This is a genomic window from Thermoanaerobacter sp. A7A, assembly GCF_000445185.1.
Classification (GTDB): domain Bacteria; phylum Bacillota; class Thermoanaerobacteria; order Thermoanaerobacterales; family Thermoanaerobacteraceae; genus Thermoanaerobacter.
Genome location: NZ_AVAF01000013.1, coordinates 1 through 21,435 on the forward strand (window position 1 = coordinate 1; position 21,435 = coordinate 21,435).

The 21,435-nt window shown below is 36.4% G+C and carries 25 protein-coding genes and 2 pseudogenes; 7 read left to right on the forward strand and 20 right to left on the reverse strand.

Annotation, left to right across the window (positions count from 1 at the left end):
- Positions 1-622 precede the first annotated feature (622 nt).
- Both M663_RS0101015 and M663_RS0101020 read right to left on the reverse strand, forming a co-directional pair.
- Positions 623-898 carry a Blp family class II bacteriocin gene (locus M663_RS0101015; protein WP_029687614.1) on the reverse strand — a complete coding sequence of 92 codons (276 nt, stop codon included), beginning with the start codon at positions 896-898 and terminating at the stop codon, positions 623-625.
- Positions 899-1,313: 415 nt separating this feature from the next.
- Complete coding sequence (locus M663_RS0101020) at positions 1,314-2,087, reverse strand: LuxR family transcriptional regulator (RefSeq protein ID WP_029687616.1); 774 nt, start codon at positions 2,085-2,087, stop codon at positions 1,314-1,316.
- A 313-nt stretch (positions 2,088-2,400) separates the two neighbouring features.
- On the opposite strand from M663_RS0101020, the gene M663_RS0101025 reads away from it, so the two are divergent.
- Together M663_RS0101025 and M663_RS0101030 are read left to right on the forward strand one after the other, a co-directional pair.
- Positions 2,401-2,823, forward strand: a complete 423-nt coding sequence (locus tag M663_RS0101025; RefSeq protein WP_029687617.1) for a bifunctional nuclease family protein — start codon at positions 2,401-2,403, stop codon at positions 2,821-2,823.
- A gap of 135 nt (positions 2,824-2,958) precedes the next feature.
- A complete protein-coding gene (locus M663_RS0101030; protein ID WP_029687619.1) occupies positions 2,959-3,507 on the forward strand; it encodes a biotin transporter BioY in 549 nt (182 codons plus the stop codon).
- Positions 3,508-3,524: 17 nt separating this feature from the next.
- Here the strand turns inward: M663_RS0101030 and M663_RS0101035 are convergent, their stop codons facing one another.
- Positions 3,525-4,064 carry a DUF2680 domain-containing protein gene (locus tag M663_RS0101035; protein WP_029687620.1) on the reverse strand — a complete coding sequence of 180 codons (540 nt, stop codon included), beginning with the start codon at positions 4,062-4,064 and terminating at the stop codon, positions 3,525-3,527.
- Positions 4,065-4,272: 208 nt separating this feature from the next.
- On the reverse strand, positions 4,273-5,160 hold the full coding sequence (locus M663_RS0101040) for a YckD family protein (protein WP_029687622.1): 888 nt from the start codon (positions 5,158-5,160) through the stop codon (positions 4,273-4,275).
- Between the two features lie 159 nt (positions 5,161-5,319).
- Here M663_RS0101040 and M663_RS0101045 point away from each other — a divergent pair, with 159 nt between their 5' ends.
- Together M663_RS0101045 and M663_RS0101050 are read left to right on the forward strand one after the other, a co-directional pair.
- Entirely contained in the window at positions 5,320-5,997 is a 678-nt protein-coding gene (locus M663_RS0101045; protein WP_029687623.1) for a response regulator transcription factor, read from the forward strand.
- Position 5,998: 1 nt separating this feature from the next.
- Positions 5,999-7,336 carry an ATP-binding protein gene (locus M663_RS0101050; protein WP_029687624.1) on the forward strand — a complete coding sequence of 446 codons (1,338 nt, stop codon included), beginning with the start codon at positions 5,999-6,001 and terminating at the stop codon, positions 7,334-7,336.
- 8 nt (positions 7,337-7,344) lie between these two features.
- Here the strand turns inward: M663_RS0101050 and M663_RS0101055 are convergent, their stop codons facing one another.
- From M663_RS0101055 to M663_RS0101090, 7 genes are all read right to left on the reverse strand, one after another.
- Complete coding sequence (locus M663_RS0101055) at positions 7,345-7,782, reverse strand: LarC family nickel insertion protein (protein WP_029687625.1); 438 nt, start codon at positions 7,780-7,782, stop codon at positions 7,345-7,347.
- The gene (gene larC, locus M663_RS0101060) at positions 7,782-8,522 is read right to left on the reverse strand and encodes a nickel pincer cofactor biosynthesis protein LarC (protein ID WP_029687627.1); all 741 of its coding nucleotides are present in this window, start codon (positions 8,520-8,522) and stop codon (positions 7,782-7,784) included. Before larC ends, M663_RS0101055 begins: the two co-directional genes overlap by 1 nt.
- A complete protein-coding gene (gene larB / locus M663_RS0101065) occupies positions 8,519-9,280 on the reverse strand; it encodes a nickel pincer cofactor biosynthesis protein LarB (protein WP_029687628.1) in 762 nt (253 codons plus the stop codon). Before larB ends, larC begins: the two co-directional genes overlap by 4 nt.
- Positions 9,270-10,100 carry an ATP-dependent sacrificial sulfur transferase LarE gene (larE, locus tag M663_RS0101070; RefSeq protein ID WP_042805009.1) on the reverse strand — a complete coding sequence of 277 codons (831 nt, stop codon included), beginning with the start codon at positions 10,098-10,100 and terminating at the stop codon, positions 9,270-9,272. Before larE ends, larB begins: the two co-directional genes overlap by 11 nt.
- A gap of 128 nt (positions 10,101-10,228) precedes the next feature.
- Positions 10,229-10,837 carry a hypothetical protein gene (locus M663_RS0101075; RefSeq protein ID WP_273702574.1) on the reverse strand — a complete coding sequence of 203 codons (609 nt, stop codon included), beginning with the start codon at positions 10,835-10,837 and terminating at the stop codon, positions 10,229-10,231.
- A gap of 246 nt (positions 10,838-11,083) precedes the next feature.
- Positions 11,084-11,599 carry a CDP-diacylglycerol--glycerol-3-phosphate 3-phosphatidyltransferase gene (pgsA, locus tag M663_RS0101085; RefSeq protein WP_029687631.1) on the reverse strand — a complete coding sequence of 172 codons (516 nt, stop codon included), beginning with the start codon at positions 11,597-11,599 and terminating at the stop codon, positions 11,084-11,086.
- Positions 11,600-11,664: 65 nt separating this feature from the next.
- Entirely contained in the window at positions 11,665-12,156 is a 492-nt protein-coding gene (locus M663_RS0101090; RefSeq protein ID WP_029687632.1) for a hypothetical protein, read from the reverse strand.
- A gap of 128 nt (positions 12,157-12,284) precedes the next feature.
- Between M663_RS0101090 and M663_RS15015 the strand changes: the two are divergent.
- A pseudogene (locus tag M663_RS15015) lies at positions 12,285-12,548 on the forward strand (IS21 family transposase); the annotation flags it as partial.
- Positions 12,549-12,590: 42 nt separating this feature from the next.
- Positions 12,591-12,752: pseudogene (locus tag M663_RS15020) on the forward strand (ATP-binding protein); the annotation flags it as partial.
- A gap of 230 nt (positions 12,753-12,982) precedes the next feature.
- Here the strand turns inward: M663_RS15020 and bioB are convergent.
- The 8 genes from bioB to M663_RS0101130 all read right to left on the reverse strand — a co-directional run bounded on the left by bioB (position 12,983) and on the right by M663_RS0101130 (position 19,940).
- The gene (gene bioB / locus M663_RS0101095) at positions 12,983-13,966 is read right to left on the reverse strand and encodes a biotin synthase BioB (protein ID WP_042805007.1); all 984 of its coding nucleotides are present in this window, start codon (positions 13,964-13,966) and stop codon (positions 12,983-12,985) included.
- A 16-nt stretch (positions 13,967-13,982) separates the two neighbouring features.
- Complete coding sequence (gene bioA / locus M663_RS0101100) at positions 13,983-15,350, reverse strand: adenosylmethionine--8-amino-7-oxononanoate transaminase (protein WP_029687634.1); 1,368 nt, start codon at positions 15,348-15,350, stop codon at positions 13,983-13,985.
- A 20-nt stretch (positions 15,351-15,370) separates the two neighbouring features.
- Positions 15,371-16,114, reverse strand: a complete 744-nt coding sequence (bioD, locus tag M663_RS0101105; RefSeq protein ID WP_029687635.1) for a dethiobiotin synthase — start codon at positions 16,112-16,114, stop codon at positions 15,371-15,373.
- Positions 16,084-16,935: a 6-carboxyhexanoate--CoA ligase gene (locus M663_RS0101110; protein ID WP_273702576.1), complete on the reverse strand. Its 852-nt coding sequence runs from the start codon at positions 16,933-16,935 to the stop codon at positions 16,084-16,086. The genes bioD and M663_RS0101110 overlap by 31 nt, the downstream gene beginning before the upstream one ends.
- Complete coding sequence (locus M663_RS0101115; RefSeq protein ID WP_201769486.1) at positions 16,925-17,248, reverse strand: hypothetical protein; 324 nt, start codon at positions 17,246-17,248, stop codon at positions 16,925-16,927. Before M663_RS0101115 ends, M663_RS0101110 begins: the two co-directional genes overlap by 11 nt.
- Positions 17,249-17,459: 211 nt before the next feature.
- Entirely contained in the window at positions 17,460-18,635 is a 1,176-nt protein-coding gene (bioF, locus tag M663_RS0101120) for an 8-amino-7-oxononanoate synthase (RefSeq protein WP_042805008.1), read from the reverse strand.
- Positions 18,636-18,784: 149 nt separating this feature from the next.
- Entirely contained in the window at positions 18,785-18,982 is a 198-nt protein-coding gene (locus M663_RS15025; protein ID WP_273702575.1) for a hypothetical protein, read from the reverse strand.
- 214 nt (positions 18,983-19,196) lie between these two features.
- Complete coding sequence (locus M663_RS0101130; RefSeq protein ID WP_029687641.1) at positions 19,197-19,940, reverse strand: Yip1 family protein; 744 nt, start codon at positions 19,938-19,940, stop codon at positions 19,197-19,199.
- 149 nt (positions 19,941-20,089) lie between these two features.
- Between M663_RS0101130 and M663_RS0101135 the strand changes: the two genes are divergently transcribed.
- Entirely contained in the window at positions 20,090-20,959 is an 870-nt protein-coding gene (locus M663_RS0101135; RefSeq protein WP_029687642.1) for a phosphatase PAP2 family protein, read from the forward strand.
- 112 nt (positions 20,960-21,071) lie between these two features.
- Here M663_RS0101135 and M663_RS0101140 read toward each other — a convergent pair.
- Positions 21,072-21,435 (reverse strand): ribonuclease H-like YkuK family protein (locus M663_RS0101140; protein WP_029687644.1); only part of this gene is annotated, 364 nt, incomplete at its 5' end.

Below are 21,435 nucleotides of genomic sequence, written 5' to 3' on the forward strand. Positions count from 1 at the left end.
TCGCTTAATTTAGCCCTCAAATGGCTCTATTTGGGTATTTTATAAATTCACTTGCTGAATTCAAGTTTTAACTATATAGACTTAACTTTTTATTTTGACTTTTTTTGCCTCCAATAAAAATTGTATATAATTCTATACACAATACCTATACTTAACCCAACTAATATTGACACTATCAATCGTGAATAAAAATTCATATTTTCTGTTAACAAAGCTGAAACTAGCCCAACAATCATACCAAAAATAAAAGAATTTGTATAACTTAAATTTTTCATAGTATTTTATTCCCCTTTTTAACTTATTTTTTATTATCCCTTTAATAATATCAAAAATTTTAATGTATCTTAAACAAAATAAAAAATTTTCTCTCATAATCTTATTTATAAAATCTTATTTATAAAGATCCTAAACAAAACAAGAAAAAATTTAAGCAAGAATCTTTAAGTAAAAACTTACATATTTTTCAACTAACATTTTTAATTTATTTAATGATAACTCCATGTAGTGAGAATTTAACGTAATTACCCTCATACTTATTCTCACTACATGGAGTTTTTTAATATAATTAAAATAACATAGTTATGGATATATTTAGTTTTAACAAAATTTTATAAGCAAAGCTTCAATATATCATGAAAAAGTATGTTGGCCATGGGTTTTTAACATAATATTTAACTCCACCAGCAACTGCACCCCCTATTCCTGATACCAATGCTTTTTCTATATTACCAGTTGCTATAGCACCAGCTGCTCCACCTAGAAACCCACCAACTACCTCATTATATAAACCTTTCCAATCAACAGGATATGCAGCAAGCATTGGTCCACCGCCATCAACAACCATTAAATCCTCTTCTGCCAATTCCATAAATCCATTCATTGGTATTACAGCCTCCATCTACTTTCTCCTTTCTCTTGTAATTCAAATCGGCCGATTTTCATCTATTTTAACCTGCCATGCATGGCAAATTTTTTATCACTTGCGATATATGTAAGAAACTCCCTTTTCTTTATTGATTTTTCCTAAACTCACATCCATTTCTATATCCTACCTTTAATTTAGCATAAAATTTTTTTCGTTGTCTACTACATTTTTCTGTAGTTTTTACGTCCTTTAATCAAAACTACAGAAAAATGCAACTAGAGTATTTGCTGTACAGACATAAATGTTGGCCCTGAAGTCCCTGGAGGTAAAGTATATTGTACAAAACTAAGTCTTTATCAAGTAATGCTGTTATAGTTAAAAATCCTTCTCCTAACAAGACAAACATCTGTCATTAACTTAAACCAGAGAAAAATGTAATAAATACAATTTACTCTATTAAACCCATTCGAATTGCTTTAGCAATTGCCTCTCTTGTACTCCGAACATCTAATTTTCTGAAAATATTTCTTTTATGATAATTTACGGTATTTATGCTTATTCCAAGTTCTTCTGCAATTGCGATATCTTTGTATCCTTTCGTAACTAATTTTAGAACCTCTAACTGTTCCTCTGTAAGCTTAACTTTACTATTGTTTACTTTATTTCCAACCATACTTACATAGTCACTAACAATCTTATATGCTAATAATTCAACAACCACCATCATTTCATCAACCATACTATCTTTTATTGTTGATAAATCTAAATATCCTATTATCTCATCATCAACAATAAGAGGTATAGCAATGCAATACCACTTTTTAAAAATATTGCAATAATGTTGTTCAGGTTTTAAATAAACCAGTTGGTTCAGTCTCATCGCTAATGAAATAGCATTTGTACCACAGCTCTCTTCCTTAAAAGAAGTTCCTATTTTAAATCCTGATTTATCAAGATTATTATAGATTTCCTTTTCATATACCATTTCCAAAAGGTACCCATCAGTATCGGTTAATAAAAACACGTATCTCTCTTTGAGTTGCTTGAAAATACTATTAACGTTTTTTCTAAAAACATTTATAAGTTCGTTATTTTCTCTTATTTTTAACCGCAACTCCTGCTCTTCCAAAAATATCAAAGGATTATCTATAGTCTGTGTAAGTCCCATTTCTAAACATCTTTTATGAGAATAAAGCACTTCATCAAATATTAATTTTTTCATATGGCATCACCTCATTAATTCTCACTCTCTGTAATTTTATGGATTTTGCAAACATCTTATCAAGCCTACTATTTTTACTAACTTAAAGCAAAATTTAACATACTTTTCACCTATTTTTTATATTATATCACTTAATTTATAAAATTTGTTGATTTTGGAACGAAAATGTCGATTTTAGAAACGAAAATGCATTTTTCACCTAATATTTCCCAATTTATATCGAGTTCTCGGACTGTGTAAAAACAATCAGATTAAATTCGCATAAGTATGATATAATGATAATAAGAAGATGTTTTAAATCGAGGTGTAAAAAATGTTAAAATTTCGTGTTAAGGCAATTACGATGGACGTGGAAGGAAATTTCTCCGTCCTATTGACAGATGAAGAGGAAAAGAAAGTTTTGCCTATAGTCATAGGTCCACTGGAAGCTCAAAACATAGCTATCCCTCTTCAAGGAATTACACCGCCTCGCCCTTTAACCCCTGACCTTTTAAAATCTGCTATTGAAGAACTTGGAGGAAAACCTGAAAAAGTTGTAATTACTGATTTAAAAGATGACACTTATTATGCAGAGCTTTATATAAAACAAGGGGATAGAGTTATAAAATTAGACTCAAGACCTAGTGATGCGATAGCTTTAGCAATGCGAACTGATATACCGATTTTCATAAATGTTCGTTTAGCGGAATTCACTTATGATATGGCAGATTTAAAATTTGATGATGGCGATAGTTAAAATTCTACTGGCCCTCTTAAAAATTTAAGAGGGTTACTTTTTTAAAAAATTGTTAACCATTATTCAAAAATAGTTGACAATTCTTTTTAAAAAAAATATAATAATTGTTGTAATAATACATTGAGGAGGAAAAATATGATAAAAACTAAAGACATGATTTTAGCTTCTCTTTTTGCTGCTATTACTTTTATAATGGGTTTTGTAAAAATACCCTTACCTTTTTCTCCAGTACCTATCACAGGACAGACTTTTGCAGTAATGTTAGCTGGAGGACTTTTAAATCCTACATCAGCATTTTTAAGCCTTCTTATTTTTGACCTTTTAGGTGCAATTGGAATACCTGTCTTTTCTGGACTTACAGGAGGTTTAAATGTTTTAGTAGGACCTACAGGAGGATATATTTTAAGTTGGCCCTTTGCAGCTTTTTTAATTTCTTTGACTTTAAAAAATAAAAAAGCAAATTTTATTAATATTTTTATAAGCTATCTCTTATTTGCAATAATTTTTGTTTATATTTTAGGAGTAACTCAGCTCTCTTTTGTTACAGGAATGCCATTTAAAAAAGCCATTTTAGTCGGGGCACTTCCTTTTATACCTGGCGATTTAATCAAGGCAAGTATCGCTTCGTATCTCACTTTAAAGTTAAAGCCTATTGTAGAGTCCTATGAAAAAAGGCAAGGTTAAACCCTTGCCTTTTTTCCCTACTGCTGAACAGTTGGTCCAAAGTTTCCTCCCCTATAACCTACTCCTTTATGTGCTCCTTTAGCACCAAAACCTGCTCCTAATCCTGTTTTTCCAAATCCAAGACCTAAGCCAGCACCTGAACCTTTACCATATTGACATGTTCCATCCCAGGAATTTATTCTGTCTTCAATGGCTTTTTTGATTGTGTCAGCTCTATCCTGAGTTATTTTCCCATCTTTGACTAATTGGTCTATAACCCCTTCTTTTTGCTCAATTAAAGCTTTTTTCAGATTGTCAAGTGTTATGCCATTCTCTTCTGCTATTTGGACTAATGTCTTCCCTGCTTGTAGTTCACTTAAAATTTCATCTGTCGTCTTGCCAGTCAGTTTTGCAAGAAAATCTGCATTTCTACTCATTCCATATCTTGGTGCTGTCGTAGAATATTGACGTGGCGTTGAAGAACTAGTTGTATCGCCAGTTATGGCTGCATAAGCAGCTATTCCACTTAAAAGCATACCTCCTGTAAGTACTACTGCTACTACCTTTTTGAGATTCATTTAAAACCACACTCCTTTTTTGATTTTTTATTTGCTACATTTATATAATAACCCTTTAGTTTGAGATAACTATATTGGATTTGTGAAGGATGTGTGAACATTTTTTTAGAGTAATATGAGGGTTCCTACTATGCAAAAAAAATAGAAAAGAGATGGCATTTAACCATCTCTTTTTATTCAAAAAATTCAATTAGAGAGGGTTACTATATCATTGAGGAGCAGTATTGGTTTGCCAATTTTCATTTTGCCATTTACCTTTAAAATCTCCTCTTCTTCCTTCAAAATGTTTGAAAAATCCTTGAGGCAATCCGTTTTGTTCCATATTTTTCACCATTGTATCAATTCTATTTTTAATCGTATTACCTTGGTCCTGAGTAATAACTCCAAAGCTTACAAATTTATCAACTAATTGTTTTTGTAATTGCGCCATTTGTTTAAAATAATTCATCAGCTCTGTTTTTTGCTGTTCTGTAAGTTTAGAAGGATCAACTTCTCTTAAGATAAACCCTAATCCATCTTTTCCTTTAAATAGGCCTTTAAAACTGCTAAATCCATTTTTATCTATATTAGCCACAATATTATCTATTTTGCTTGTGATTTTGTTTGCTTGATCTTGAGTCAATAATCCTTCTGATGTCAACTTATTTACTGCATTCTTTTGTAGTGCTACCATTTGTTTGTATATTTCTGTTAAAGCTGCTTTTTGCTGTTCTGTGAGCTTTGAAGTATCAATTCGGCCTATTCCAAAAAATCCTTTGTCAAATCCTCTTCCGCCACCAATGAAGAAGGGAACATTGTCTTGATTTGCTTTCGTAACTTTGCTATCAATGTTTTTAATTATATTATCTGCTTGTTGTTGAGTTATAAGCCCTTCTGATAAGAGTTTGTTTATAAACTCTTCTTCAATGTCAGCTATTTTTTTGTTGTAATCTGTAATGATTTGCTTTTGCTCTGGTGTAAGCTTTGATGTATCAATCCCTAAGAAGCTTTTCACTCTTTCTGTGACTGGGAAATTAGTATTTGCTGCGAAAACTGTCAAAGGAATTGCTAAAGCTAATACAACTGCTAAAACTATTAGCCATTTGCTTCTTTTCATATTATTTGTCCTCCTTTTCAAAATTTTTTGTTGCATCTTAATAATATCTCAACAATTTTACGCAATTTTATATAATTTGTGAGAAAAGTGTGAAGTTTAATTTTAAATATTGTAAACTGATTAAAAAATAATTAAACTAGAGATGGGAGGTGGTTTTTTATGCAAAAAGTTTTAGTAATTGAAGACGAAGAAGGAATGAGAGATATTTTAAAAACTTATTTAGAAAATAATGGATACGAAGTACTGATAGCTGAAAATGGCAAAATAGGGCTTGAATATTTTAATAATCATCATAAAGATATAGACATAATTCTTTTAGACATAATGCTTCCAGATATAAGTGGGTGGAGCCTTTTAAAAACAATTAGAGAAAAGTCAAAAGTGCCCGTAATGATGATAACAGCAAGAGGAGAAGAATATGATAAACTTTTAGGATTTGAATTAGGAGCAGACGACTACGTCGTAAAACCCTTTAGCCCTAAAGAAGTAGTTGCTCGAGTTAAAGCAATTTTGTCAAGAACTTATGGAGCTTCAGAAGAAGATGGGAAAACAGAATATGAAGGAATTTCTATAAATGTAAGTTCTAGAGAAGTCACGGTTGATGGAGAAAAAATTGACCTTACGCCGAAAGAATTTGACCTTTTAAAACTCTTAATAGATAATAAAGGAAAAGTTGTATCCCGCGAAAAGTGCCTTAATGAAGTATGGGGATATGATTTTTACGGAGATTTAAGAACAGTTGATACCCATATAAAACAGTTGAGAGAAAAATTAGGAGAAAAGCGTAAACTCATAAAAACAGTATGGGGGATAGGTTATAAATTGGATGGTGAATAAATTGAAGGGAATACAAAAGAAACTTTTTATCTCTTATCTTTTGATTGGAGGCATCATATTATCACTGTTTTGGTTGACACAGGTAGTTTTTATTAATAAGATATACTCTTATTACAAAATAAACCAGCTTAAAAGTTACAGTGAAAAAATCGTTGAAGCAATAAACAATAATGACGAAAGACTAATGAGTGAACTCATTGACAAGTCAAATGCTCGAGTCATTGCCATTTCTGAAAACAACATAATAATAGCTGGAAATAGAGGATACGGCAGAGGTTTCGGAATCCCTGAAGCACTTTTGCGCCCCAGCGACAGCGTAAAAGTGGTAAAATATGAACACCCTTTTTTGCATATTGAATATCTATCAATTATAAGACCTTTTTTGTACAATGGAAAACCAGCTACTCTCATCATGAGCATACCCGTTGCAGCAATAAACGATTCTGTTAATCTTTTTAAGCAAGTTTTTTGGTGGATTTTTGTCATCACACTAATTGCAATATTATTCGTATCTGTCTACATGTCAAAAAAATTTACTCGCCCTATACAAATACTAAAAAACGCTGCTCATCAAATTGCTTCTGGAAATTTGAATGTTAAGATAAATTACAAAGAAGAAGACGAATTAGGAGACCTTGCAAAATCCATGAACACCATGGTAAAACAGCTATCTATTACAGATAAATTCAGAAAAGATTTGATTGCAAACATAAGCCATGACTTAAAAACACCTCTTGGCCTTATACGGGGATATTCTGAAATGCTTTTGGACTACTATGGAGATGACAAAGAAAAGCGAGAAAAATACTTAAATACGATGATCAAAGAGACAGAAAGAATGTCTAAATTAGTAGACGATGTATTAGAACTTTCTAAACTTCAGTCAGGAATGGTAGAGATAAAAGAAGAAAATATAGATTTAGAAAAACTGATTTCTGAGATTTTAGACATATTTGAAATTCAAATTTTGGAAAAAAATATCAATGTAAAAGTGAACAATCTCAAACTCAAAGTAATAGCAGATAGAGAAATGATAAAGCGAGCCATTATAAATATAATAAGCAACGCTATAGCGAGCATGACAAAAAAAGGAACTCTTTCAATAGAGGCAATACCACAGGATAAAAATGTTTTAATTAAAATATCAGATACAGGATGCGGCATCCCTCAAAAAGATTTGGAACACATATTTGACAGATATTACAAAGGAAACAAATCAGGAACAGGCCTTGGCCTTGCAATAGTAAAAGAAATATTGACATTGCACGGCAGCAAATATGGAATAGAAAGTCAAGAAGGAGTAGGCACCACTTTTTATTTCACATTAAAAGCGGGTTAACCCCGCTTTCAATCTTTAAAAAATAGCAAATCAATATGTCTTATCACATTTCTATAAATATCGCTAATTGAAATTCCAGTCTTTTCAGCAATAGCTTTAACATCCTCATACTCAGGATACGCCTTAATAAGTTTTTCATTTAAATAGCCTTTTTTCACTCTTATCTTCCCGTAAGGAGTATCCACAACTGAAAAATCTCTATCAAGCTTGTGCCTTAAAGCTTCGTAGTATCTTATGCCAAAAGTAGAAGTTTCTCTAAATATTATCTCTTTTAATTTATCTGCATTTTCATTTTCACAAATTACAGTCAGGAGTGTTCCCGGCCTTTGCTTTTTCATTATAATAGGAGTCAAAAACACGTCTAATGCTCCATTTTTAAAAAGCAGTTCAAACAAATACTGATAAAACTCTGGATTCATGTCATCTATATTTGTCTCCAAAACCATCAATGTCTCAGGTTTTTTTTTACTTCTTCCTCTCCTACATACGTCCTCAAAACATTTGGTATCTCTAAATCCTTTGTACCAGCACCATATCCAACAGAATTTATCGTCATATCGGGCATACCGCCAAATTCATTTGCCAAAGTTTTTACAATAGCAGCACCTGTTGGAGTCACAATTTCACCTTTTACATCGCTTTGATACACAGGTATTCCCTTTAAAAGCTCTGCTGTCGCTGGAGCAGGTACAGGCATAAGACCGTGCTGGCTCATTACAAATCCCGAACTTATCGGAATCGGCGAAGAAATAATTCTCTCCGGTTTTATCATGTTTATAAGTATCGCCGTACCTATTATATCCACTATAGAGTCTACCACTCCAACCTCATGAAAATGCACTTCTTCGGGAGATTTTCCATGCACTTTTGCCTCTGCTTTTGCCAGATTTTCAAACATTTCAATGCTCATCCTCTTTACTTCATCTTCCAAGTCGCTCTTTTCAATAATCTCTCTTATGTCTTTCATATGTCTGTGATGATAGTGATGGGTCTCATCGTATATCACTTTAAATGTCTTGGCACTAATGCTTTTTTTCTGTGTTTCTCCTATTTCTACATCAAAATTAGTTAAAGCTACTCCTTTTAATCTATCTTTAAATTCCCCAACATCAACATGAGATAATAGTGAAGCAATAGTCATATCGCCAGAAATTCCTGCAAAACAATCAAAATACACTACTTTCACTTTCCTTCCTCCCCTATTTTATTTATCAAACTGGCAGAATACGCCGCTCCAAAACCGTTGTCAATATTTACAACACTCACTCCACTGGCGCAGGAGTTAAGCATAGCCAAAAGAGCGGACAAACCGTGAAAATTTGCACCGTATCCCACGCTGGTAGGTACAGCAATTATGGGGGAGCCCACTAAACCTCCTAACACAGTAGGAAGTGCCCCTTCCATGCCAGCAATTGCGATTATCACGCGGCATTCCCTAATCTCCTCAATCTTATCCAAAAGCCTGTGCAAACCTGCAACTCCTACATCGTAAAACCTTTTTACGGTATTGCCCATGAGCTCTGCAGTAACTGCAGCTTCTTCAGCAACCGCTAAATCAGAAGTGCCGGCAGCCACCACTCCAATTATCCCCTTTGTCTTTCTAGGAGGAGTATTTCTTATAGAAATAATTCTCGCTGTCTCATAATACACTGCTTTTTCTAAAACTTCTCTTACCGCCTCAAAATGCTCGTGGGAAGCTCTTGTCCCTAAAACATCACTTCCATTTTTGAACATATTAAAAGCAATTTCTTTAACCTGCTCGGGAGTCTTTCCTTGACAAAAAATTACTTCAGGAAATCCCTTTCTTATCTCCCTGTGATAATCGATTTTTGCAAAACCCAAATCCTCATAAGGGAGCTTTCTTAAAGCCTCCAATGCTTCTTCTGTTGTTATTTTATTTTGTTTAAACTGTGTTAAAACTTGTAATATTTTCTCACTGTACATCTTTTACCACCCTCACATGCGGTTCATTTAAGCTACCAGTTCTGTATCCTTCTAAATCCAGTGCTACATACTTAAACCCAGCATTTTTAAGCCTCTTTACAATTTCCTCCCTTACACTCTTTTCAAATATTGCATCCATCTGCTCTTTTGGAAGTTCAATCCTTGCAACATCTCCATGGTATCTCACTCTAAATCCTGAAAAACCTAAATCTCTCAAACCCTCTTCTGCTTTTTCTATCATAGAAAGCTTATCATAAGTTATCTCTTCACCATAAGGAATTCTGGAAGCAAGACAAGCGTAAGAAGGCTTATCCCAAGTTGGAAGATTCATCTCTTTTGACAAAATTCTTATTTCTTCTTTCTTTATACCACATTCCAGCAAAGGGCTCAAAATTCCCAATTCTTTTAAAACCCTTCTTCCCGGCCTAAAATCAGACACATCATCAGCATTTGTCCCTTCCAAAACGTAATTTAGGCCTCTATCTTTAGCAATAGCTTTAAATTTCGAAAATAAATTGGATTTACATATATAGCACCTATTTAAAGGATTTTTTTTAAATTCTTCTATTTCAAGAATATCATTAAACTCCACAACCAAGTGGGGAATTCCTATTTTTTTAGCAATGTCTATAGCTTCTTTTAATTCGCTTTTAGGATACATTGGAGAAGTAGCAGTAACAGCCAATACCCTATCTCCTAAGACATCGTAACTTATTTTAGCCAAAAAAGTACTATCTACCCCTCCAGAAAAAGCAATCAATGCGTTATCCAAATTATGTATATAGTCTTTTAACTTTTGCAATTTATCCTTGGTATTTATAATTAACACCCCCCTATGGTATAGAGACTCCATTACGCATAAACTATTTTATCATACAAGATGTTATAAACAAAATTAAGCATAAAAAAGCGCTTAAAAGCTTAAAAGCTTCTAAGCGCTCCTAAATCTTAAATTTTAAAAATCTTCACAGCTTCATCTAATTTTAAAGCCACTTCTTCTAAATTCTTTGCAGATTCTTTAAGTTCTTCCACAGCTGAAAGCTGCTCTTCTGTAGAAGCACTTACTTCCTCAGTAGAAGCCGCCGTTTCTTCTGAAATTCCAGAGATGTTTTCCATCGACTGAACAATCTCGTTTTTCTCCTTTTCCATGCTATTCATTAAGGAATTTATGTTATTTATCATTTCAGAAATGCTGTTTATAAAATTCTCAAATTCGCCAAAAGCATTTTGCGTATCCTTTACAGCTTGATTTTGCTTCTCAATACTTTTATCTGCCGACTGCATAATGGGATCAAAATCAGGGTTTAAATCCACGTGAGGAAATGTGAAAATCTTCTTATCAGCTGTCCCATAATAAATCAAAGCGTCATCTGGAGTCATATTTTTTAATTTAATGAGCACGCTATTTATGCGGTCAGCTGTTTCTTCTCCTGTACTTCCTTTAATCATCAAATTAGAATCATCTTTTACGAAATAATTGAGTTTATTGGCAACTCCTTCTAAATAAAGAGCTAACTCTTTATTTACTGAACCAACCCTATTAGCCATATTAGACAAAGTTGCATTAGTGATTTCCTTAGAAGAAAATCTAAAATATGTACCCACTCAATGCTAAAGATGAAATCACAATAATTATAATCATTAAACTCAATTTTGTTTGTAAGCTTGAGAGTCTTACCTGTTTTTTTAGGTTTAGTAGTGCATCTATATCACGTCTTTTTTTGAATTTTATAGCTTTTTTCAATGTATCTCCCCCCCAAATGTGTTATACTATTTTTATATCGACTTTTTCCCATAAAAAGTTTAATTTTTTCTGCTCCTTTTATAAAATTCAAAAGCATAGATAAAAAATGCTAAAATAGCTAACAGCAGTGCTATAATCATCAAGGTAAATCCATAGGGCCATTCAAAGATTGAAAAAATTATAGCAACATAAAAGAAAGCTGTTGCAGCCTTGCCGTATTTATTAGCAGGGATGGCAACTTCTTGTTTTTTATAAAGTATTGCCGCCCCTATTATCATTGACAGCTCTTTTATCATCAAAATAAAAATGATGAAAAAGGGAATTATATCCTTAAACCACAGACTCGTGAGAACAGTAAGTATCATAAGTTTGTCCGCAAGAGGGTCAAGCAAAGTCCCAATCTTAGTTATTTGATTGTAATGCCTCGCTATATATCCGTCTAAAATGTCTGTAATTCCTGACAATATAAAAATCGCCACAGCATATGTATTGCCATTAGCCACATAAAAAAAAGTGTATACAAAAAGCGGTATAAGAAAAAATCTAACCAGTGTAAGAAAATTTGGTATATTCATCTAAACACCTCTACCTGCCAAATTTAATATAAATTATAATACAAAAAACGCAAAATCAAAAGGCCCTATTGGGCCATATTTACAGGAAGTTTTATTTCATCTAAAGCTATTCTAAAGCTATATCCATCTTCTCCTTTTTTAAAGTCCTCCACATTGTTAAAGCATTTAGCTAAAACGTCATCTTTTGTATGAACTTCAATATTCTTTAAATTGTACTTCAAAACAGTTCTTTTTAACAGAGAATTGATTATTTCTTGAGCAGTCTCAAGATTGACATTTTCTCCTTTTTCAATATAAATATACATACTGCATTTCTTCTGTTGCCAATCAATATCGTAAAGCACACAAAATCCCAATTTAAAACCTTCCTTGGTTTCTAACACAAACATCTTTCTGTTTTTCCCAAATGGTATATTTAAAACATTGTCTTTCTCTCGGGATATTTTAAACAAATCAATCAAAAACTTAACTACATTTACATCTTGAAGCCAAAAAGAAAATATCTTTTTATCTTTTTTCTCTAAGTCTTTAATTAAAACATTCCCATTTTCTCCCATACCCAACACCACCTATCTATACATTATATATTCTTTATAAATTTTAAAAATCCTGCTTGAATGTAGAAAATAATTTTCGATAAATAAATAATATGGCATAAATCGAGTAGGAAGTAAATAATTATTTTGTTAAAAAGTATTATGAAGGATATGAAGGCAAACCAAAAACAAGAAATAAGCAAAGCAAATTAGATAAATATTATGATGAAATAAAAGCAAAGCTTGAGATAAAGGGGGTTACGGTAAAGGGAGTATACGAATACTTTGTTTCTAAAAATTATGATATTGGAACATATTCTAATTTCAACAAATATGTAAAGAGAAAGGGACTGAAACCTACTAAAAAGGCAAGTGGTCATCCAAGATTTGAAACTCCTGCTGGGAAACAAGCCTAGGTAGATTGGAAGGAAAAAGAAAAGGAGTATCTATCTCCGCTACCAAGTAATGATAGGGCAGAGGTATTTGGATCAGCGACAATAGCTAACGCAATATCAGATAGATTACTTCATTATTCGCATGTTATATCAATAAAAGGGCCTTCATATAGATTAAAGTCAAAAGTTGAATATTTTAACAGTTCTTCTAATGTATCTTAGTACATTTTTTGTACAAAATTATATGCCACTTTTTGTACAAAATATATTGACTTTTACAACACTACACTGTTATTTATTCTTCTGTATTGCATTCAAACTCCTCTCTATATATCACTTCTATAACAAGTCTTTACTATTACCTTGTATTTCAAATTTATCAAATTAGAGTGTTGGTCACTTACCAGGATTTCCTTGTAACAACTTTTTCTAATCCTTCTTGCAGAGAGAAATTAAACTAACACCTTTAAACCTACCTCAGCGATCATATCCAGGTCTTCTTGGATTCTGTTGCCCCAAGTAGTAAGGTAATTGCCAACCATCAAGCCATTTACAGCCATTACTAAGGCTTCTTTTTGGTTCTCTCCTAACCCTCGCTCCCTACCACCGCATAAACGAAAAACAGCTCTCGGAATAATAAGGCGAAAAAGAATTAAGGTTTTGAGAATTTCTTCTATTGAAAGACGTTCCTGATTAGCAAGAGGTGTACCAGGAATGGGATTCAAAATGTTCACCGGCACTGACATCACTCCCAGCTTCTTTAGCTCAAAAATCATTTCCAGTCGATGTTCCATAATTTCCCCCAATCCAATAATTCCTCCAGAGCATATATTTAGCCCCGCATTCCGGGCGGCTTGAATAGTAGCCACTCTCTCTTCAAAGGTATGAGTAGTACAAATCTTAGAAAAATAGCTTCGTCCAGTTTCTAAGTTATGGTGGTAGGAAGTAACCCCCACCTCCTTCAAACGACGAGCTTTCTCTTCGTCAATAATCCCCAGAGAAGCACACAGCTTTAGGCGAGTTTTAGTTTTTAGAACCTGGTAGATTTCTAATACCTTTTCAAAATCCCTTTCACCGATGCCTTTACCACTGGTAACTAAAGCAAAACGCTTTACTCCAGCAGCTTCCATGCGCTGGGCTTTTTCTAAAGCTTTTTCTACATCAATAAGGGGATACGCTTCCACACCAGTTTTAAAACGTGATGATTGAGCACAAAAGTGGCAATCTTCACTACATAAACCCGAACGGGCATTGATAATGGCACATAGTTCTACATTTCTCCCTCCGAAGCGTTCCCGAACTTGGCGAGAAAGATAAAAAATCTCTCCTAATTTTTCCATTGGCCAGCTGGCCAGGTAATACGCTTCCTCTTGAGATATACCTTCTCCTTGAAGAGTCTTTTCTTTAATCTTCTTCCACATCAGATTCTTTTCCATGCACCCATTCCTCCTCTCATTTACCAGTTACTGCCTCTATAGATTCATAAACAATCTCTAGAACGCGGTTTAGTTCTTCTTTAGACATGGACAACACAGGCATGAGAACAATGATGTTATCCAGGGGCCGAATGATGAGCCCTCTCTTACGAGCCTCCAAGATAACTCGGTGACCTATTTGCTCCTTGATGTCATAAGGCTCTTTGGTCTCTTTATCTACCACAAGTTCAATACCTACCATCATACCTCGTTGACGGATATCTCCTACATGAGGTAAATCCCAGAATTTATTTAGCCCCCGGCGTAAAAGTTCAATTTTAGATTGGAGAGAGGCTAACAAGTCTGTTTTTTCAAAGAGCTCAATGTTGGCCAAAGCCGCAGCGCAGGCTAAGGGATTACCTGTGTAGGTATGTCCATGGTAAAAAGTCTTACATTCCTCCGGCTCGCCTAAAAAGGTTCTGTAGATCTCATCGGTGACCAAGGTAGCAGCTAAGGGAAGATATCCTCCAGTAATACCCTTAGCTAGGCACATTAAGTCGGGAGTTACATCTTCGTGCTCGCAGGCAAAGAGACGACCTGTACGGCCAAAACCTACTGCTACCTCGTCGGCAATGAGCAGAATGTTATACTTTGAACACAATTCCCGCACCCGGCGAAGGAAACCATCCGGAGCAGTGATCATGCCCGCCGCCCCTTGGACTAAAGGCTCAATGATGAGGGCAGCAACCTCCTCACAGTGCTCTTCCATCAACCTTTCCAACTGATTAAGACAGGCCATCTTACAACTTTCCCTTTCTAAACTCAAAGGGCACCGGTAACAATATGGCGCAGGGGCGTGTAAACACTCAAAGAGTAGTGGTTTGAAAATGTTATGGAAAAGGGGTATACCCCCGACACTTACTGAACCAATAGTGTCTCCGTGGTAAGCATTGACCAAAGATATAAACTTGGTTTTTCTACGATAACGACCGCCGTCCTTTTGTTGCCAATACTGAAAGGCCATCTTGAGGGCAATTTCCACCGCTGTAGCTCCATTATCAGAGTAAAAAACTTTATTTAATCCTGGCTGGGTAATTTCCACTAATTTCTTAGCCAACAAGATAGACGGTACATTGGCAATACCTAAGAGGGTTGAATGAGCGATGCTATCTAATTGTTCCTTAATGGCTCGGTTTAATTCCGGGTGACAATGGCCGTGGACAGTAACCCAAAGGGAGGATACACCGTCCAAATAGCGGTTCCCCTCTACATCAATCAGGTAACTGCCCTCTCCCCGCTCAATGATCAGGGGTTTTTCCCGGAGATATTGCTGCATTTGGGTAAAAGGATGCCAAACATACTGTTTGTCCCATTGTTCCAGAAGAGAAGGATCATAGTTGCTCAATAGAAACACCTCCATATCGTTTATGCTTTAGGTTTAAGCCATGGAGCCAACTGACTCCAGGAAACAGATTCTTCCACCGCCTCCAGCAGTCCTTCAACAGCCCCACCTTCCACGTTCACCCTCGGCAGGTGGGGTAAGATACCCAGGATCGGTACACCGGTCATCTGGGCAATAATTTCGGGATTGTCACTTTCGGCAGGACCTAATTGCTGCTGCCCTAAGGCATTAAAAACTATCCCCGCTACTTCTAGTTCGAGGCTTTTGGCATAAGCCACCGTGAGAACTGTATGATTAATGGTTCCCAAACCAGTCCTGGCCACTACAATTAGGGGTAAGGAAAGTTCCCGGGCCAAATCAGCTACGGTAAAGTTAGGGCCAGAAAGAGGCACACACAGTCCTCCAGCCCCCTCAATAAAAGTCAACTGGTGGCACAAAAGGGTCTGTCGGCAAAAAGCTACTACTTTTTCGGGTTCTATCTTTTCCCCACAAAGTTTGGCTGCCAAGTGAGGAGATAACGCCGGAACAAAGCGGTAAAGGTTTAATTGGTCAATGGGTTGGGGAAGGTCAGCTGCCAGGCGATAGAAGAACGCATCTTCGGGAATTAATTTCCCGTTTTTGATAACTGCCCCGGTTTGCACAGGTTTGATAGCTACGGCGTCAATACCATGGTGGCGAAAAACACCCGTCAGGCCAGCGGTAACTACTGTTTTTCCCACGCCAGTATCCGTTCCGGTTATGAAGTAACCCTTTCTGGCATAGTCCATTGGTGTCCCTCCTCTAGTAATGATGTAAGATCTTTTACACCCCGCACAGCGCTGATTTGAGTTATCAAAACTGGTTCCTCCTCAAGCCTGGTTATGTACTCCGTAAGATTCACATCCTTGAGACGAACAAAGAACACCCGCCCTCCTTTAAATGAGGGATGCTTTAAATGGGGTATACGCACATAGCCCAGGCGCCGGGAAGAAACGTAACCCGTGGTATAATGGGGGTCATCCGAACAACATATTTCAGCCAGAGTTCCGCTCCAGATAACCTTAGAGGCCAGAGCCAGGGCTTCCTTGACCCGGAAATGATCTAACCCCAGCGGCTCTAGCAGACACGATAACTGCTTAGCAGCCTGTGGAGTATAATCCATATGGGAGGCACGTACACCTCGCCAAGAGTCGGGCTCCAGACGCCGACCACTCTGGGCATCCATGATTACCGCCCCTCTCATGTTTCGCCCGTCAGGCGAAGGTCCTCGGGCAAGCATTTCTATAGCCTCTTCTATAACCTGCTCTTCCACCCCGCTAGCCAAAAGAAGCTGCCGTGCACAAAAAAGCGCTTGCCCATGGTCATTAGCTTTTACCGTTACAAGCGGCAAAGCAGCAATCTGCTTTATTTTAGAAAACTCTAGGCGCTCGATGCTGATATTTATAAAATCAGGTTCACCCAGGGCATGGTTTTTGGCACGAAAGAACATTTTCTGGACAATAGAAGCTACCTCCTGTGCAGAAACAATCCTTTCCGCCCCCGATATGTGTCGCCCTCCTTTTTCGTGGGGAGCTCCCTGGGCAGCCCTCATTCGGACGCTATATACCACTTTCTCCAAAAAAAGTCCCTCCCTTAATTTGTTTCTTAACTCTGTCCATAAGTCTGGTTAAAGGCCAGGCCGTTAAAGCCGTGTAGAACATCCCAGGCAAAGCAGCAACCAACAAAACACTTACCCCCTTGTGCAAAAGGCCAGCAAGAACCAGACGGGCAGCTACAGAACCCAGGGGACCAGCAATGGTAACCACAAAGAAACTGGGACCTAAAATCGCAATGATACCGCCAGCTACCAAACGAAAAACTATGGACACTATCACATTAAAGAAATTGTGCACCCCAATGCTGTATAAAACAACGCTGGCCACTAGCCCAGCTAAAAAATAGCGCTTAAAGCCAAAGTTGGCAGCAATGGCTACCGCAATAGGAGCCGAGAGTTGAAACTCGGTACCTGGTATGATACCGGGTAACTTAAAAGAGCCACTAACAATAATGAATGTTGCCAGTAAGGCAATTCTTACTACCTCCCTAAGTGATCCTCTTGTTTTATGTATTTGGTCTCACCTCCTCCCCTACTTTTTAAATGAGTCCCACCCTTTTCCCGGCCCATAAAAAAGCTTCTAAAGCCCTTTGAATATCTTCCGGTTTGTGGGTAGCCATGACAGTAATCCTTAAACGGCTAGTGCCTTCCGGCACTGTAGGCGGGCGAATGGCCGGCACAAATACACCTTTTTCCGCTAGAGCTGACGAAAGAGCTAGTGTCCGATGGGATTCCCCTACCATCAGGGGAATAATAGCTGATTCCGTGGGTAACACCTCAAAGCCTATTTCTTTTAAGCCTTTGTAAAATTGGCGAACGTTAGCGTGTAGCTGTTCAAGAAGGTACAGCTCTTCTTCTAAGACATCCAGGGCCGCTATAGCAGCAGCAACTATCGGTGGAGAAAGAGCAGTAGAAAAAATAAAGCTGCGAGCACGATTGCGTAAATAATCAACTAAAATAACATTGCCAGCTACGTACCCACCTTCACTCCCAAGGGCTTTACTTAATGTACCTACTTGGATAATATTTTTATTTTCCAGTCCAAAATGTTCCACTGTTCCTGCCCCCCTCTTGCCCAAAACCCCAGTAGCATGGGCATCGTCCACCATGAGAAGGGACTGGAACTCCTCGGCCAACTGCAACAGTTGGGGCAAAGGAGCTATATCCCCGTCCATACTAAAAACACCATCGGTAACGATAAGGCACCTACGGTATGAGTTACGTTCCGCCAGGAGAATATCCTTTAGATGGGCTACATCCTTATGGCGGAAAACTTTAACTGTGGCTCGGCTCAAGCGGCAGCCGTCAATTATGCTGGCATGGTTTAGCTCGTCGCTGAGCACCAGGTCTCCTTGGCCCACCAGGGCTGAAATCACTCCCAAGTTGGCCAGATAACCAGAACTAAACACAATAGCATCCTCCGTGCTTTTAAATCGTGCAATGCGCTCCTCTAATTGACGGTGCAAAACAAAATTACCAGTAGTCAAACGAGAACCTCCACTTCCTGTCCCCCACCTTTCCACAGCTTCTAGGGTCGCAGCCTTAACACGGGGATGATGAGACATGCCAAGGTAATTATTGGAAGAAAAAAGAAGCACTTCCTGTCCGTTGATGATTGCCCTGGAACCATTAAACTCCTCTAATGGTCCAGGAAGCTGACGATAAAGTGAGCTCTCTTTTAGTAACTCCAGCTCCTTCTCTAAAAATCTAAACAAATACATTCCTCCCCTGATAGGTTTATTTTCTTTGCTTGGTTATTTTTGTTTTTGCCATAATTTGTTGCTTACTCTAATTATACTCACTTCGAACTTAATTGTCAACTTATATTTATTATAAGGTTAACATTTCTTTAAAAATCCTTAATTCAGGTTTTCCTGAACAAAATGTTGTTTTTATAAATTTCTAAAAGTTCTCCAGAAATGTTCCGCTTGTAAATGTATTCTGTTTCTTCCACAGCGTATCTTAAAGACCTTCCCGGGTAAGAGCGATAACTTTCCTCCCATATACCGCCACATTTACTGCTTGGAGTTCGGGCAGTGTTGGACTTCGTTTCGTTATGCAAACTCGTCCACTCCAATTCAGCCTCATATGTGGTTTGTTCATCGGGCCGGGATTTTGCCGCCGGCTTCCTTTAGATTCCATCTCACGATGGACACCTTTGCCTTTGACAGGTTTAATGCCATGCCCATAGCGGACTTTCACCGCTTAAGCTTTAGCCCATGCCGGGCGCACATAAAAAAGAGGAGAAAAACTCCTCTTTGAAAAAAATTTCCATTTTATTGAATTGGTATATTTTTAAAAATCGTAGAAAATACGCTTACAAAAGTCGCTCCCACAAAAATCATCATTATTATAAATAAAACAATCAAAACTATGTACGGAAGAAAATATACAAGCACTGCATTTCCTGTAGTCATTTTGTAATTTTCTCTTATGGATATAATTTCCAAAACAATTACCCATATAGTAAATGCTATTATAAATAAATCCGTAAGTATTGCGCCACCTCTCTCGCTCAACAGACGGGCAAATAAATTTACGGGCACCATAAAAATCATGGGAAGTTTTGCAAACCCCATTGCGGAATACAGTCCTTTTGCTGTGCCTATTACTATCTCATCGCCGTCACCAGCCGTCATTTGCTGAATTTCACCGCTATTGTCTTCATTTTGAGTTAAAGGTGTATTGTCTTCTGTTTTAGCGTACATTTTTCCATCTAAAATTTCTGCTAAAAAGTGATACACTGCCGCAAAAAGAAAGTAAGTCAAAGGAGCTATAAATATACTCCCAAATACAGCCATCGGAACAAACAGTGACCTTAACCTCCCAAAATCAGGCATACCTGGAGTGGAGGAAAATAAATCCGGACTAACCATTGTAAACCTACTGCTTGTCATAGTCAACAAACCTGTAACTATGATGACAACAACAGCCTGCCAAATTGGCTTTTTCCTTACAATTTCTTTAATGGTCTCGACAGGTTGAAAAAATATGCCATACAATCTTTCCAAAAAATTCAACTTATATAACCTCCTATTCTTAAATTTTGAAATTATCCTATAAACATTTTATCACACTTTTTATCTTTTTCTTCAATTTTACGTTAAAATTTTTAAATCATGAAGGAAAATAAAGTTTTGCGGTGAATTATATATAGTGAGGTGATAAAATGCAAGCTGACATATTAAAAGCCATACAAACCATAACAAATCCATTGTTAGATTATTTTTTTATAGCTATAACAATGTTAGGTAGTGCAGGCTTTTACTTTATCTTTATCCCGCTATTTTATTGGTGTGTAGATAAACGATTTGGCTTAAAGCTTGGACTTATATTGATAAGCTCCATATACGTAAATACAATATTAAAAGAAATAACAAAAATAAATAGGCCAATAGGCTATCCGGGAATAAGGTCTGTATTTACACAATCAGCAGGAGGATATTCATTCCCAAGCGGTCATGCGCAAGGTTCTACAACTGTTTGGGGGACTTTAATGGTACACTATCAAAAAAAATGGCTGTGGTATGTAGGAATCGCCATCGTATTACTCGTATCATTTTCGCGAATGTATTTAGGTGTCCACTGGCCGATAGATATTATTGGCGGAATATTGATAGCTGTTTTAATAATAATTTTAAGTGAACTTATTGATAGCATAGTGAAAGAAAACACTTTTAAAATGACTCTCAATATAAAAATCCTGCTGTCTATCTTAATACCTGGGCTTTTTATAATAATCTTTCCCCACAAAGACATTTATGAATACATGGGGTTAATTTCTGGCACTTTGATAGGATATTTTATAGATAAAGAAGAATTTGATTTTACTGTGCATACAGTCCTTCCAAAGCAAATACTAAAGTTCATAATCGGTGTAATTGTATTCTTTGCACTTAAAGAAAGTTTAAAATTTGTATTGCCTTCTGGTGATATTTTTAATGCAATAAGGTATGCAATTTGTGGACTGTGGCTTTCTCTTGGTGCACCTTATGTATTTAACCTTTTTAAACTAAATGACAAACTGATTAAGGCATAGAGTTTACCTATGCCTTTTTTGCACTAAATCCTTTATTTATAATATTTGAAAAGTCTCCCTTTGATTCAATAGATTAAGTAAAAAAAACAAGACCTCCCTTTTTTAAGAGGTCTTATCCAATATTAGCCATGCTTTTAGTATGTTTGTCAGCCACTTTGCTGGCACCATAAGAAGAGGGTTTTACTTGAGCTTCAAATCCACACCCTAATACCATGTTTACAACTTCTTTTATGATGTCCCTCGTTTTGCCGTTTTCACCCACATCAAGATGTATCTCAATGTTTATATCTTTTTTGTCAGTTTGATTAAGCCTTTCAAAAAGCTGGTTTGCTACTTCTATGCTGTAAGTAGCCTCCATAAAAATCCTTTGTTTCAGAGAAGGAATTTTTTTGTTGTAAAATTTCCTATAATAATACCTCGCACCTTTCCCTTCTCGATATATGATTACAGCAGTAACAAAGCATACGGATTTGCCC